We start from the raw sequence: 14580 nt of genomic DNA, 5'->3' as shown, positions 1-14580 counted from the left end.
TACTCCAAGGAAAACACCTCGTAAACGAGGTAATATCATGCTGTCTACGTGGTTAGATTACCCAGACATCAAATTGTTCATTGCCAGTATTGGCATTAATGTCGCCATTACGATAAACAATACTAAACCCGCCATCAAAGCGATGAGCGCGGGAGTAAATATTCCTAGCGCAATGTTGATCGTCGATTCAAAATTTTGGTCCTGATTATCAGCGGCGCGAGTGAGCATACTCTCTAGTTCACCACTCTGCTCACCACTTGCTATCATATGCAACATCATAGGTGGAAACAGTTTCGTCTGCTCTAGCGCCTTGCGTAAACTTGCCCCTTCTCGCACATTATCAGCAGCAAGCGAGACTTGCTTCTTAGCAAAGTGATTCGTCATCACATCTACAGACACCTTCATACCATCTAAAATTGGAATGGCGCTAGACGTACATATTGCTAGTGTTCTCGCAAAACGGGAGGTATTAAGCCCTCTGGCTATTTTTCCAATCAGTGGCAGCCTAAGTACCTTAGTATCCCACTTCATCCGTATGGCTGGACGACGTAATGCGGTTTTAATTGCGTACATTATCAGCATAAAACCAATCAGTAGTGCGATACCCCAGTTTTGAATGAAATCACTTGAGGATAAAAGAAACTGAGTCGATTTCGGCAACTCTTGTCCCATTTGCACAAACTGCCCAACAATTTTGGGGACGACCGCAGCCAGTAGAAATGCGACAATCGCCACCGCAAACACCACTAGCACGACGGGATAGATCATCGCTTGCTGCAGCTTTGAACGTAACTTCTGTCTGTTTTCGGCGTAATCAGCCAAGCGCTCTAAAATGGAGTCTAAATGTCCGGACTTTTCCCCCGCTGAAACCATCGAGCGAAAAAGTTCATCAAATACATGAGGGTAATCCGCCAAGCTATCTGACAACGTGTAGCCTTCCGTTACTTTAGAGCGAATCGCCGCCAACATTGTTCGAATACGTGGCTTTTCAGATTGCTCAGACACCGCTTTTAAACACTCTTCAAGTGGCATACCCGACTGCACTAATGTCGATAACTGTCGAGTAATCAAAGCTAAGTCTGGGGTGCTTATACCACGCTTAAATGCTGGTTTTGCCAACTCTCCATTGGCGCTTCGTGTGGGTTTGCTTCTTGCTTCGACCACATCTATTGGCATCAACCCTTGCTCTTTGAGACGCTGGCGCACTTGTCTTGCGTTATCGCCCTCAATCAGCCCTTTGGTCTGCTTGCCTTTGGCATTTAAAGCCTTGTATTCAAATGCGGCCACTTATGCTTCCTTTGTCACTCGCATTACCTCTTCCAGTGAGGTAATACCGCGCTTAACCTTACTCAATCCGTCATCTCGGATGCTCGGCGTGTAGTTTCGCACTTCTTTTTCAATGGCTTGCTCACCCGCCTCATTATGAATCAAGGTTTGTACCTCATCATCAATAATCAAGAGCTCATGAATACCCGTTCGTCCTCGGTAGCCTTTTTGATTACATTTTTCACAGCCTACCGCTTTATGTAAGACTAATTCCTCAGTCTCTGCCATTTCAAATAACTTTTTGGTTTGCGTATCGGCTTGGTAAGGGACTTTGCAATCTTTACACAAAGTACGCACCAAGCGTTGCGCGAGTACGCCAAGTAAAGAAGAGGAGATCAGAAACGGCTCGATACCCATATCTCGCATACGAGTAATGGCACCCACTGCGGTATTAGTATGTAGCGTCGACATCACTAAGTGACCCGTCAATGATGCTTGAACACCGATTTGGGCGGTTTCAAGATCTCGAATCTCACCAACCATCACAACATCTGGATCCTGACGCAAAATCGCCCGCAATCCTCGAGCAAACGTCATGTCCACTTTAGGGTTAACTTGCGTCTGACCAATCCCATCTATATCAAACTCAATCGGGTCTTCGACCGTTAGAATGTTGCGTTCATTGCTATTGATTTCTTGCAGGCCAGCATACAGGGTCGTCGACTTACCCGACCCGGTTGGACCTGTCACCAGAATAATGCCATGAGGTCTTTGGATAAGTTTACGGAAGTGATCATGATTGGTCGCAGTCATCCCTAAGCTATGCAAATCGAGACGTGTCGCATTTTTGTCCAACAATCGCATCACAACGCGTTCACCATGCGAAGAAGGCATAGTGGAAACACGCACATCGACGGCACGCCCACCAATTCGTAATGAGATACGACCATCTTGAGGTACTCGCTTCTCTGCGATATCAAGCTTCGCCATGACCTTAACACGTGACACTAATAACGGCGCCAATTTTCGGCTCGGCGCCAACACATCACGTAATACACCATCGACACGGAAGCGAATAGAGAGCACTTTTTCAAAGGTCTCAATATGAATATCCGATGCGCCTTCCTTAATTGCTTCACCTAACATCGCGTTGATCAATTTGATAATGGGTGCATCATCTTCCGACTCGAGCAAATCCTCATCTTGTGGCAGCTCTTCGGCTAATGAGAAGAAATCGTCGCTATCTGCGCCGATATCTTCCATTAACTGCCTCGCTTCCGAAGAGTCCCGTTGGTAAGCCTGGGTCAATTTCGCTTCAAACTGTTCAGCTGGTAGAGGCTTTAACTCAAATGTTTGTCGATAAACACGTTTCACTTCTTGCAAAGCATTCAGTGCCAATGGCTCAACGTAAAACAATACCGCCGCAGATTCACTGGCTTCAAATACCACCTTGAACCGATTGGCAAAGCTAAATGGCAATCGGGTAACTAACGGGCGAAACGCCACTGTCTCTGCCATTACTTAGTATCCATTTGCTCAATAAAGGCTTGAATTTCAGATGGGTAACGTGTGGTTTCCCCAAATTCAGGCAGTACTGGGATATAACCATCGTCCATCAACTTCAAGCCTTGATCCGCTTTAAACAACTGTTCTGCACGAATATAGTTATACTTACGCTGCGTCAAACCGTCAGCCGTAATCCCATCACGGATAATGGTCGGCTTGATAAAGACCATCAGGTTCTTTTTCTCAACCGTAGTACTGGTTGAAGTGAACAAACGCCCTAAATAAGGGATATCGCCTAAGAAAGGTACTTTAGATTCACTCTCTGCTGCACGCTCATCAATCAAACCACCTAACACCAGCATCTGACCATCTTGAATCATCACTGACGTATTGAGCTGACGCTTCGCAAATCGTACATCTACAGCACCACTCGCACCCAATACGTTAGATACTTCTTGTTCAATGGTTAATTGAACCGAATTACCTTCGTTAATTTGTGGCACGACTTTGAGCTTAATGCCGACTTCTTTACGTTCAACCGTTTGGAATGGGTTACTGTTGTTCGATCCTGCCGTAGAACCCGTCAAGACGGGCACTTCTTCACCAACAATGAATGACGCTTCACCATTATCCATGACAGTAATACTTGGCGAGGACAGAATGTTTGAATTAGACGTACTCGACACGGCGGTAATTAACGCGGTCCAATCTCCTAATGCAATCCCCACTGCGGCACCTTGCACACCACCAAGCGCACTGGCAAGCTTGGTGTAATCGCCCGATGTTTTGGTTTCAACATTATAAGGATTGCCGTTAGCATCAGTACGTGTTTCTGTCGTCGTCTTATCTTTGGCATCTTCCATACCAACCATGACGCTGCCAATTGAGGCTCCGGTATTCGAGAATTGAACTACACTGCCGCTCGTCGCATTACCCCATTGCACACCAAGGTTCGCACCATCAACGTCCGCTAACTCAACAATCAAGGCTTCAATCAATACTTGAGCCCGACGGATATCCAGTTGAGAAATCACTTCTAATAGTGCTTTCATAATATCTGGCGGCGCAGTAAGGACTAACGCATTGGTATCGGCATGGGCTGCGATCATCACTTCTGCTCGATTAGCATTCGAGGTTGATTTACCACCCGACTGCTTTTCTTTCTGCAGATTATCCGATACGCCTTTTAATACTTCGACCAAATCTTCAGCCTTAGCATAACGAAGGTATTGCACTCGGTTATTGCCCTTAGTTGCCATTTCAACATCAAGCTGACTAATAAGGCTACGTAAGCGCTTACGAACTTTCGGATCACCCGAGATAAGAATAGAGTTGGTGCGGTCATCGGCCACCAGCTTAGGCTGCAAGAATGCTGGGGTATTTTTAGCATCCGTGGTTTTGTTTAATGCATCAACGATACGAACCATTTCTGCGGCAGAAGCATTTTGCAGCTCAACCACTTCAATCTCTTTATCCCCCGCTTGGTCAACGCGGCGAATGATATCGGCAAGGCGGTTTACCACGGCTGCGCGCCCGGTAATTAAGATGATGTTGGCAGGATCATAATGCACGACGTTACCCGCACCAGCATTGTCATTTAATTGTCTTAGTAACGGAGACAATTCACGCACCGAGACATTTCGAACGGCAACCACACGAGTAATAACGCTATCACCTTTGGCCGTGTCGTTATCCCCTACAACAGGAATCGCTGACGTTTTTGCGTCTTTCGCTTTAATGACTTTGAGGATGTTGTTATCCATTTCAACAACAGCGTAGCCATAGACTTCGAGTACATTTAAGAAGAAGCTGTAATATTGCTCTTCACTCAAGACGTCATAACTTCGAACATCCACTTTGCCACGCACAGACGGATCAACAATGATCGTTTTATCGAGATTACGACCAACGATATTAATGAACTCTTGTATATCTGTTCCTTTGAAACTGGCGCTAAATTCATTGGCAGAGACGACTGGGACCGCCAACAGGCTCCCCATCAATAACCAAGTACTTTTCTTAAGCCAACTCTTCACTTGTTGCTCCCTTGAAATACGGCATTCACGACTAGAATTGAATAAAGATGTCGTGTTGTTGTCCATCCCGTTCAACCGTGAGGTTGAGTTCGGTTAAATCCGAAATGGATTGATAAATTTGTCCCATCGCAGCAGGATCGGTAAGATCAGCACCGTTAAGTGCAACGGCTATGTCGCCATTTTGTAGACCTACTGCGTTAAAAAGCTCAGCATCACGACCTGGGCTGACACGGTATCCCGATATTTTCCCATCTCGCTTCACTTGAGAAAGCCTGACATATTGAAAAATTTGTTGTGGGTCTTGCGTGATCGTACTGCGAATTGCGGCTAACTTTTCTTCATTATCTCTTGGGTTATTACCCACGACATTTGACGCTGCAGCCGGTGCTGGTTGCTTTAAGTCTAGCTTCTTATACTCAATACCTTCCAGCATCACGGTTTCATCACGACCCGAATTGGAGATAATAATACGATCAATCAAAACAGCGGCGATGGTAGCTCGAGTGCCTTCAATTTGCTCACCAATACCATAGGTGCCTTGCGTGCCCCTATTTGCCACTACTGCCAAACTGCGTTCTGGGTTGTTACTCACAACAGAACCCACCAAGACAACATTCAATCTCGTCTTGGGCGCATCCGTAACAACAGGTGCTTGTACGATTTTTTGCTCACGTTGGTACTGACCAAAAATATTGGCCTTATTAATTTCTGATGAGTAAGCGCTATTGCTCGTCCCTGCCGACTGTACCTTCACCATGGTTGGGGGTGTCCAACGCCCTACCGACGATGATTGTGGAAATAACTGCCACGCTAATACGCCGGCAATCCAAGCAGATAAACCGAGCAAGCAGAGTGCGATAAATAAACTCAACTGAGGTTGATAATGTAGACAACGACGTAAATATGAAAACAGAGGTGTAGATTGTAATGCTGTTGTCGATATGGAAAATCCTTTCACGCTCCTAGTATCCTGTCTCTAGTCGTATTCCATCATAATGGTGCATTATGAATCCTTTTCTTCTTTATTTCATTTACTAGCGTCAATTTCTGCTGAGAACACTCCATAATTGTGAGTTTACGTCACATATAAATATTAGTGCCATGCAATCTACTTGCTAGGGTTGATTTTTTGAGAGCTAAACACCATTTAGTGGGGGTAATCATTGTAAAACCCGCCCCAACGTATTTAGTGTCTTACACTATAATGCGGGTTAGAAAGCAGGAATCGAGATGAGTTCAGAAAATAATGCCGTTCGCCTCGACAAATGGTTGTGGGCCGCTCGCTTTTACAAAACACGCAGTGTTGCCCGTAATATGGTCGACGGTGGGAAAGTCCACTACAATGGACAACGTTCAAAACCCAGTAAAATTGTAGAGCTGAACGCCGTAATAACCCTCCGTCAAGGCAACGAAGAAAAAACGGTAATGATTGAACGTATTTCAGACCAGCGTAGAGGAGCACCGGAAGCCCAGACTCTTTATTCTGAAACGAAAGAGAGTATCGCTAAGCGAGAAGAATTCGCTGCGCAGCGCAAACTGAATGCACACAACCCAAGTCCAGAGCGTCGTCCTGACAAAAAACAACGTCGCAATATCATTAAGTTTAAATACCAATAAGCTGGAGCTTCCTTAAATGGCTAATAACACATTAAACCGCTACCTTTTTGAAGAGCTATCTGTACGAGGAGAACTGGTACAGCTCGATACAGCTTATCAAGAGATTATTTCTAGCAAGGAATACCCTGCAGCACTGCAAAGTCTGCTTGGAGAGCTTCTTGTTTCAACCAGCCTACTCACCGCCACGTTAAAGTTTGAAGGCTCAATCACCATGCAACTGCAGGGTGATGGTCCGGTATCCTTGGCGGTAATCAATGGTGACCATAACCAAAAACTACGTGGTGTGGCACGCTGGGAAGGGCTAATTGCCGATGACGCCTCCATTCACGACATGCTTGGGAAGGGCTACCTTGTCATCACGATCACTCCAGACAAAGGGGAACGCTACCAAGGCGTAGTAGGTCTAGAAGGCGCTAATTTGTCAGAGGTGTTGGAAGGTTACTTTGAGCGTTCAGAGCAACTCAAAACTCGTCTTTGGATCCGCACAGGCATTCAGGATGGTCAAGCTAAGGCTGCAGGCATGCTATTACAAGTTATGCCTGATGGCACTGGCTCTCCTGAAGACTTTGAACATTTAGAGCAATTAACCAACACCGTCAAAAATGAAGAGCTGTTCACCTTAGAAGCCAACGACCTATTGTACCGTCTTTACAACCAAGACAAGGTTCAATTATTCGAACCAAAAGAAGTGGCATTCTTCTGTGGCTGTTCACGTGAGCGCAGTGCCGATGCTATTGCGACTATCGCCCAAGATGAAGTTTATGAAATCTTAGCACAAGAAGGGGCCGTCGCACTGCATTGTGACTACTGTGGTAGCACTTACTCATTTGATGATAGCGACATAAAAGACTTATTTGCTCAAAAAGATGAGCAAGGTGACAAACCAACACTACACTAATTTCGGTGTTAGAAATATGTTACACAAGCCAGTTCTATCTGAACTGGCTTTTTTTTATGAAAAATTTAACGATAACACAACATTTTCATACGGAACGTATCACTAACCTGCTATCACTTATGTTACATTTACCCTGACGCAAAGGTTTGCCCTAGAATAAACCACCGCGATTTAATATGTGACCAAACACTTAAAACCGTCACGATATGATGAGTAATTTTTGAACTGCATCCCTGTTTTATCGGGTTTCCGTTGCTAGCATGGAGTTCAAAATAAAAAACAAATTATAACAATTTTAAAATCCCTACAAAAATCCAATAAGGAGCACCTATGACCGTTATGGACATTAATAAGGCTGCACAACTCGATCTAACTCAATATGGCATCACTGGCTCTACTGAGATTGTTCGCAATCCTAGCTATGAGCAACTTTTCACCGAAGAAACATTAGACACCCTACAAGGTTATGAAAAAGGGGTCGTCACTGAATTAGGCGCAGTTGCCGTTGATACCGGCATCTTTACAGGTCGCTCCCCTAAAGATAAGTTCATTGTTCGCGATGACACCACTCGTGACACGATGTGGTGGTCTGATCAAGGAAAAAATGACAATAAAGCAATTTCTGCAGACGTCTGGGATGAGTTAAAAACATTGGTCACTGGACAGTTATCTAATAAACGTTTGTTTGTTATTGACGGCTACTGCGGTACCAACCCAGATACTCGCTTATGTATCCGTGTTATCACAGAAGTGGCATGGCAAGCACACTTCGTTAAGAACATGTTTATTCGCCCAAGCGATGAAGAACTTGCTACATTCGAAGCTGACTTTGTGGTAATGAATGGTGCTAAGTGCACCAACCAGAAATGGCAGGAGCAAGGCCTAAATTCAGAAAACTTCACCGTCTTCAACCTGACCGAAAAAATGCAGCTTATTGGCGGCACTTGGTACGGCGGCGAAATGAAGAAGGGTATGTTCGCAATGATGAACTACTTCTTACCGCTTAAAGGCATCGCATCCATGCACTGCTCTGCCAACAAAGGCGAAGATGAAGATGTCGCTGTGTTCTTTGGTCTATCCGGCACCGGTAAAACAACCCTATCTACCGATCCAAAACGTCAGCTTATTGGTGATGACGAACATGGTTGGGATGATGATGGCATTTTCAACTTCGAAGGTGGCTGCTACGCGAAAACGATCAATCTGTCCAAAGAAGCTGAGCCAGATATCTATAACGCGATTCGTCGTGATGCTCTGCTAGAGAACGTAACGGTTCGCAATGACGGTTCTATCGACTTTGATGATGGCTCAAAAACCGAAAATACTCGTGTTTCTTACCCAATTCATCATATCGATAACATCGTAAAGCCCGTCTCTAAAGGTGGTCATGCGAATAAAGTTATTTTCCTATCCGCTGATGCATTTGGCGTGCTTCCACCCGTTTCAAAACTGACTCCAGAGCAAACTAAATATCACTTCCTATCAGGCTTTACCGCTAAACTAGCTGGTACAGAACGTGGTATTACCGAACCAACACCAACATTCTCTGCATGTTTCGGTGCCGCTTTCCTAACACTGCACCCCACTAAATACGCAGAAGTGTTAGTTAAACGTATGGAAGCTGCCGGCGCTGAAGCTTATCTAGTGAATACTGGCTGGAACGGTTCAGGCAAACGTATTTCAATCCAAGATACTCGCGGTATCATTGATGCTATCTTAGATGGTTCAATTGAAAATGCGGAAACCACAACCATCCCAGTGTTTAACCTAGAAGTCCCTACTTCGCTACCTGGCGTCGATGCTAATATTTTAGATCCACGCGATACCTATGTAGATCCACTACAATGGGAAAGCAAAGCAGAAGACCTCGCGAAGCGTTTTGTGAATAACTTTGAGAAGTACACCGATAACTCGGAAGGTCAAGCATTGGTCGCTGCAGGACCACAAATAGACTAATACTTAGATTAACATTCAAGTTTTAGTGACCAAGCCCCTCATAAGAGGGGCTTTTTGATCACTTTCGAGCTAAATTACTGATTATGCTCAGTAGGTAAGAGAGAACAACGTGATACGAAAAACACTGGCTATAGTAATAGCGCTCATCGCTCTAGGACTACTTTCTGTATTAGCACTCTTTTGCTTGCTGCATACACAATATGCGACACCAATGGTTTCCTTTGCACTAGACAAAACACTTAACGTTCAAGTGAACAGCGAATCCGTACACTACCAATATCCAAACCAATTCGATTTCAATAACGTCCATATTGAAAGGCAAGGACAAGAGTCAATAGATGCGAACAGTATGTCTATTTGGCTCGCCTTCCCTCACTCTATTGCTGCGCCACTTCGTATCCATGAATTACTACTTTCAGGCTCAACCCTATCTCATCAATCGGCATCATTCGCTCATGACCTATCGATCGAGAATATCGCACTCGATCATATTGATTACTCTGACGACAATGTGATCATTAACGATCTTCAATTGCAACTCCGCAATCTTCAATACTCCCCGAATGTGGCGAATGTCCGTGCTGAATTTCAACTGAAGGCTTCTCAAATATACTACCAAGGAGAATCCGCTAACGACGTACTCATTGATGGTGAGCTCGATGGCGATGACAGCAAGGTCTATGGTGCCTCTTTCACTTGGAATCAAGCAACGGTGTCAACTCAAGCCCAATACGAGAATGGCACATGGTCCTTAGTGAATGCGACGGTCGATAAGCTTAACCTCGACCTTACAACGGCTTCTATCGCTCATTACAATAAAATATTTACTGCCATCGGTCATATCAACAGCATTGATTTCCTGCATACTAATCTACACTTTAATGATGTCAAAATAGAAAATCTCAACGCGTCTTTTGAGCAAATTGATCTTCGCTATTCTATTTGGGAGCAAGTTGATGCTTACATTTCGTTTGACGCTGATAGTATCCAATATCAGAACCTTCAGTTTATTGAACCTACGGTTAAGGTCGTTGCTGATCCAGGGGTCATCAATTTAAAAGATGTAGATAGTACGCTTGAACAAGGTCGTATTCAGCTCGCAGGCGTTTGGAAGCCCAATACGATCGTATTAGACTATGTTGTTATCGATGGGGTGAAAGTATATGAAGAAGCACAACAAAATACTCTATTGTCACTTTTCCAGCACCTTCCTCTTGCCGATCTCAACCAACTCAATATCAGCCAGCTCACTATTGGTCGTGGGCAATGGATACAAGTCCAGAATAAACCTAACTGGCAAATCTCAGGCTTAAATTTGGAGGCTAATGATTTAGAGCTAATACGAAAAGGTCGATGGGGCTTATGGCAAGGAAAAACCATTGCTTCCGCCAATAGCGTTAGTATTGATAGTGTCTTAGCCAGCCAAGTTGCTTTAGAAACACAAAGTCACAACGGCAAGTGGCAACTGAATCGACTATTTATTCCTTATCAGAAAGGGTACTTAGATATGGAGGCTTCATTGGACTTCTCTGCGATGAGTCAACCCTTAACCGTCAATGCAAAAGCGTATTCTCTACCTTTGTCTTTACTGAAATATTTGCAGACGCCAAGCAATATTAATGTCACGGGTGTCGCTGATATCAACCTTTCTATGAATGTACTCACTGCCGATAGGCTGGCGATTTCAAAAACGTTAACAGGCAAATTTGACGCTGTGTTTAATAATACAGCTATCGCCGACAGTGAGGGTAACGCTATTCCAGTAGAGATAACACCACTTCAGTTTGTCGCCGATCGAGGGCACTTATCATTGTCGCCACTGACCATCCGTGGTGACCATATCAATGGGAACGCATCTGGTGAGGTCGAGTTAAACCACCTCAAAACATCACCAATTGAACTACAGCTCATTACCCACTGTGCCAAATTAACCACGATTGATTTACTATCTGGGTCAGTAAAACAAACACCGACAACAAGCTGCTCATTAGAGGAATAATACTGTCAGCGATATCGACGAGTAATATCGCTGACTATGCTACTGAGTCATTTTATCTTGGTAGTTTGGTAACAGCATATAGGTACCGACAAACTCTACCGCTGGCTTATCTCCACTAAAGATTGTGACGTTAATTATAATTCTCGCTTTACGTCCCGTCGCCAAGCGGTCCAAGTCACCACTAATACCATCGAGTGACGTCACTGCCACTGGGTTCATTTCTACTGGATGTCGATAACGAATTCCACTGTCAGCAAGCACTATATCAGCATTCAACCCACGCTCTTGCATTAGCAACCACGTCATTCCCCAACCTGTCAATGTCGCAAGCGTAAAGGCAGAACCGGCAAACATTGTATTATGTGGATTAAGATTAGGGTTTAACTGAGCACTACACTCGAATCGATAACCTGTGTACTGGTTAATCTTAATGCCCATCTTGTCGCTAATTGGAATTTGCTGTTCCCAACGCTCTTGCAACTCCGCACACCACTCGGGACGGCGTAGTACCTTCGCTAACGGATCAAGCGGTTTAATCATCAGTTGATGGCGGATTGGACCATGTTGGTCGTTCGATTCCCCTTGGCACTCAAAGCCATTTTTGCCATAGAATGAAATTGCATCCTCACGAGCATTGCACACTAGGCGTTTAACACCTTCCTGTCGTGCAAAAGACTCCAGTGCGACGAGTACCAATGAACCCATACCTTTGCCACGACGGCTACTCTTTACCGCCATATAACGGATCTGGCCTTCATTATCAGGTGTAATATAGAGGCGACCAATAGCCATAGGTCGACCACGGCCATCAACGATCATGCGGTGATGACTCATCTCATCGTACTCATCTCGCTCAGAGCCTACAGGTAAACGCCAAGGCTCTCGTAACATCTGCCAGCGAAACTGGTAGTACTTGGCTAGTTGATTCTCAGTCTTTGGAGTAATAAGTTTAAACATGGATATCCTTTCAAATGTAAAACTAACGCTTTACTCGACTATACTTGCAACCAAAATGTCACAGGACCATCATTGACTAAAGAAACCTTCATATCGGCGGCAAACTGCCCGCATTCTGTTGGCAACACATTACGACATTGCTCAGAAAAGTAATCGTAAAGGCGCTCTGCATCTGCAGGGTTTGCGCCGCGAGAAAACCCTGCACGTGTGCCTTTTTTGGTATCAGCTGGTAGTGTGAATTGCGAGACAACAAGTAAGCTTCCACCGACCTCTTTGACATTTAGGTTCATTTTACCTGCATCATCTTCAAAAACTCGATAAGTAGCGACTCGCTCAACCAATCTTTTCGCTTTCACTTCATCGTCACCTTTTTCGACGCCAAGTAAAACGAGTAACCCTTTACCAATCTCCCCTACAATTTGGCCGTCAACGCTAACCGAAGACTCACTTACTCTCTGTATCAGTGCTATCACTTAGCGCTTCCTTTATCTGTTGAGAATCATTGTCTGCGCCCGATTGTAACATGTGGGATCTGGGTAGCCAGTGCTCTTTCTCACCAAGCGCAGCTGTCACTTCCGCACCAATCAAAACAATAAACCAACATAAGTAGATCCATATAAACAAAATTGGTATCGCGGCTATCGCACCATAAATAAGTTGATACGAGGGAAACTGTGTAATGTAGTATGCAAACGCTTTTTTGCTGACTTCAAACAGCAAAGTCGCCGCTAAAGACCCGATTAACGCATGAGAAAAACGCACTTTTTTATTGGGGACTAAGAGATATAAACCAGAGAATGCCAGAAGTGCCAGAATGGCAGGCAACCAACGGATCATCAGGCTGAACGCCCCACTTAATGCATCATGCTCGAGTATTTTTAGTGACGTCACATAAGAGGTGCCAACAATACTCGCCCCGACCAAAATTGGTCCTAACGTCAGTATCATCCAGTACATTGAAAAAGAAAATACGGCACGTCGTTTCACTTTGACTCGCCAGATATAGTTCAAATTTCGGTCAATGTTGGAGATGAGCATTAAAGCAGCTACAAATAAAAAACTACTGCCAATTGCGGTCATCTTAGTCGTATTAGAAACAAACTCCACCAATGCGGAATACACAGCATCACCGGCAGCAGGAACGAAGTGTTGAATAATAAAATCTTGAAGTACCTGACCTGTATTAGAAAAGATTGAGAATGAGGAAAGCACAGAGAGCAATACGGTCAATAAAGGCACGATGGAAAGCAAAGTAATATAAGTTAAGTAACCTGCATTAACATTGACACGGTCATGTGCCATCCTTTGTGCGAGGTAACGAACAAAGCGAATAATATTCGCCATCATTTCCATAGTGTTTTGAATGGGAAATACATTGTCCCTGATTTTAAACTTCACTCGTAGGCTCCTTGCTAAACGACGCGTAAGTACTCTCGACATGTAGAGGCTAATAATGCGGTACGCTCTTTGATAGGTAGTAATGGCAATGAAAAAATTTGATATCCCATAGACTCATAGAGATCGTATAGCTTTTGATGAATTACCAGAGCCTCCTCGAAAGGATACGGGCGAATATCATCCTGCACATAGGTTTCCAATGTCGGCTTGCAGAATATCACAAGCTGCTGATAGCCGCTGCTAGCTTCTAAAGCAATATGTTGTGGTATCTCTAAATCTCCCCATGAGAGATACGCGCAGATATCTGGAATCGCTCTATCAAGGAAAGTCAGTGGATAATTTGATGATGCCTTTTTTTGTTCTAGCATTTCCATAAAGCATAGCTGTGCAAACCCTGCCAAATTATTCCATGGCAAAATACCATTGGTCACTTGAGATTGCTCGATAATGAGCTGTCTTGGCACTTCAGTAAACACCTGTGCATCTTCACATTCCATTGATTCTAAGAGCGTAGTTTTTCCTGAGCCTGGGCCGCCTGTAATAATAAAAGGAAGAGTCGTACTCATTAGATTTCAGTTTTACCGTGATGAAGGGATACTATTGAGTCTACCACCGTTCTTCTAAGAATGAAGAGCTATAGTGGGGTCTATATGTAGAAGAGATTTTAATTATCATCAAAACGAAAAAAGCCCACCAAAAGGTGAGCTTTCAATACGATAAATAAAGACTTATATCTCTTTGCTTTATTTATTAACCTCATCTGAGGTTATAATTAGAACCTGGCGATGTCCTACTCTCACATGGGGAAACCCCACACTACCATCGGCGCTACTGCGTTTCACTTCTGAGTTCGGCATGGGATCAGGTGGGTCCGCAACGCTATGGTCGCCAAGTAAATTCTTCTTTTACTTTCAGCTTTTATTAAAAACTGAAGGCAAAATTAATCT

General features: G+C 44.2%; 12 protein-coding genes and 1 rRNA gene. 4 read left to right on the top strand and 9 right to left on the bottom strand.

Annotation, left to right across the window (positions count from 1 at the left end; all coding sequences use genetic code 11):
* Positions 1-57 precede the first annotated feature (57 nt).
* The 4 genes from gspF to gspC are packed head-to-tail and all read right to left on the bottom strand — an operon-like array spanning position 58 to position 5721.
* Complete coding sequence (gene gspF / locus MD535_RS09450; protein WP_265674622.1) at positions 58-1287, bottom strand: type II secretion system inner membrane protein GspF; 1230 nt, start codon at positions 1285-1287, stop codon at positions 58-60.
* Positions 1288-2784 (bottom strand): type II secretion system ATPase GspE, encoded by a 1497-nt coding sequence (gene gspE, locus MD535_RS09445; RefSeq protein WP_265674621.1) that lies wholly within the window; start codon positions 2782-2784, stop codon positions 1288-1290.
* On the bottom strand, positions 2784-4808 hold the full coding sequence (gspD, locus tag MD535_RS09440; protein WP_265674620.1) for a type II secretion system secretin GspD: 2025 nt from the start codon (positions 4806-4808) through the stop codon (positions 2784-2786). Before gspD ends, gspE begins: the two co-directional genes overlap by 1 nt.
* Before the next feature lie 31 nt (positions 4809-4839).
* The gene (gene gspC, locus MD535_RS09435) at positions 4840-5721 is read right to left on the bottom strand and encodes a type II secretion system protein GspC (RefSeq protein ID WP_265674901.1); all 882 of its coding nucleotides are present in this window, start codon (positions 5719-5721) and stop codon (positions 4840-4842) included.
* Between the two features lie 317 nt (positions 5722-6038).
* Between gspC and hslR the strand changes: the two genes are divergently transcribed.
* The 4 genes from hslR to MD535_RS09415 all read left to right on the top strand — a co-directional run bounded on the left by hslR (position 6039) and on the right by MD535_RS09415 (position 11278).
* Positions 6039-6425, top strand: a complete 387-nt coding sequence (hslR, locus tag MD535_RS09430; RefSeq protein WP_265674619.1) for a ribosome-associated heat shock protein Hsp15 — start codon at positions 6039-6041, stop codon at positions 6423-6425.
* 16 nt (positions 6426-6441) lie between these two features.
* Positions 6442-7323 (top strand): Hsp33 family molecular chaperone HslO, encoded by an 882-nt coding sequence (gene hslO / locus MD535_RS09425; protein WP_265674618.1) that lies wholly within the window; start codon positions 6442-6444, stop codon positions 7321-7323.
* A 330-nt stretch (positions 7324-7653) separates the two neighbouring features.
* Positions 7654-9279, top strand: a complete 1626-nt coding sequence (gene pckA, locus MD535_RS09420) for a phosphoenolpyruvate carboxykinase (ATP) (protein ID WP_265674617.1) — start codon at positions 7654-7656, stop codon at positions 9277-9279.
* Positions 9280-9388: 109 nt separating this feature from the next.
* Positions 9389-11278: an AsmA family protein gene (locus MD535_RS09415; RefSeq protein ID WP_265674616.1), complete on the top strand. Its 1890-nt coding sequence runs from the start codon at positions 9389-9391 to the stop codon at positions 11276-11278.
* Positions 11279-11317: 39 nt separating this feature from the next.
* Here the strand turns inward: MD535_RS09415 and MD535_RS09410 are convergent, their stop codons facing one another.
* From MD535_RS09410 to rrf, 5 genes are all read right to left on the bottom strand, one after another.
* Positions 11318-12235: a bifunctional GNAT family N-acetyltransferase/hotdog fold thioesterase gene (locus MD535_RS09410; protein WP_265674615.1), complete on the bottom strand. Its 918-nt coding sequence runs from the start codon at positions 12233-12235 to the stop codon at positions 11318-11320.
* Positions 12236-12273: 38 nt separating this feature from the next.
* The gene (gene dtd / locus MD535_RS09405) at positions 12274-12708 is read right to left on the bottom strand and encodes a D-aminoacyl-tRNA deacylase (RefSeq protein WP_265674614.1); all 435 of its coding nucleotides are present in this window, start codon (positions 12706-12708) and stop codon (positions 12274-12276) included.
* The gene (locus MD535_RS09400) at positions 12680-13588 is read right to left on the bottom strand and encodes a virulence factor BrkB family protein (protein ID WP_265674900.1); all 909 of its coding nucleotides are present in this window, start codon (positions 13586-13588) and stop codon (positions 12680-12682) included. Before MD535_RS09400 ends, dtd begins: the two co-directional genes overlap by 29 nt.
* A 59-nt stretch (positions 13589-13647) precedes the next feature.
* Positions 13648-14199, bottom strand: a complete 552-nt coding sequence (locus tag MD535_RS09395; protein WP_265674613.1) for an AAA family ATPase — start codon at positions 14197-14199, stop codon at positions 13648-13650.
* A 211-nt stretch (positions 14200-14410) separates the two neighbouring features.
* Positions 14411-14526, bottom strand: a 5S ribosomal RNA gene (gene rrf, locus MD535_RS09390).
* Positions 14527-14580 lie beyond the last annotated feature (54 nt).

The sequence above is a fragment of the Vibrio qingdaonensis genome (assembly GCF_026191675.1).
Taxonomy (GTDB): domain Bacteria; phylum Pseudomonadota; class Gammaproteobacteria; order Enterobacterales; family Vibrionaceae; genus Vibrio; species Vibrio qingdaonensis.
Note: the sequence above shows the minus strand (reverse complement) of the source record. Positions and strands in the feature narration are given on the sequence as shown.

Excerpts from the sequence above, each read along its gene's own strand:
- gspE (WP_265674621.1), bottom strand. The coding sequence starts at position 2,784 with ATGGCAGAGACAGTGGCGTTTCGCCCGTTAGTTACCCGATTGCCATTT.
- MD535_RS09395 (WP_265674613.1), bottom strand. The coding sequence starts at position 14,199 with ATGAGTACGACTCTTCCTTTTATTATTACAGGCGGCCCAGGCTCAGGA.
- hslO (WP_265674618.1), top strand. The coding sequence starts at position 6,442 with ATGGCTAATAACACATTAAACCGCTACCTTTTTGAAGAGCTATCTGTA.
- hslR (WP_265674619.1), top strand. The coding sequence starts at position 6,039 with ATGAGTTCAGAAAATAATGCCGTTCGCCTCGACAAATGGTTGTGGGCC.
- pckA (WP_265674617.1), top strand. The coding sequence starts at position 7,654 with ATGACCGTTATGGACATTAATAAGGCTGCACAACTCGATCTAACTCAA.
- MD535_RS09400 (WP_265674900.1), bottom strand. The coding sequence starts at position 13,588 with ATGGAAATGATGGCGAATATTATTCGCTTTGTTCGTTACCTCGCACAA.
- MD535_RS09410 (WP_265674615.1), bottom strand. The coding sequence starts at position 12,235 with ATGTTTAAACTTATTACTCCAAAGACTGAGAATCAACTAGCCAAGTAC.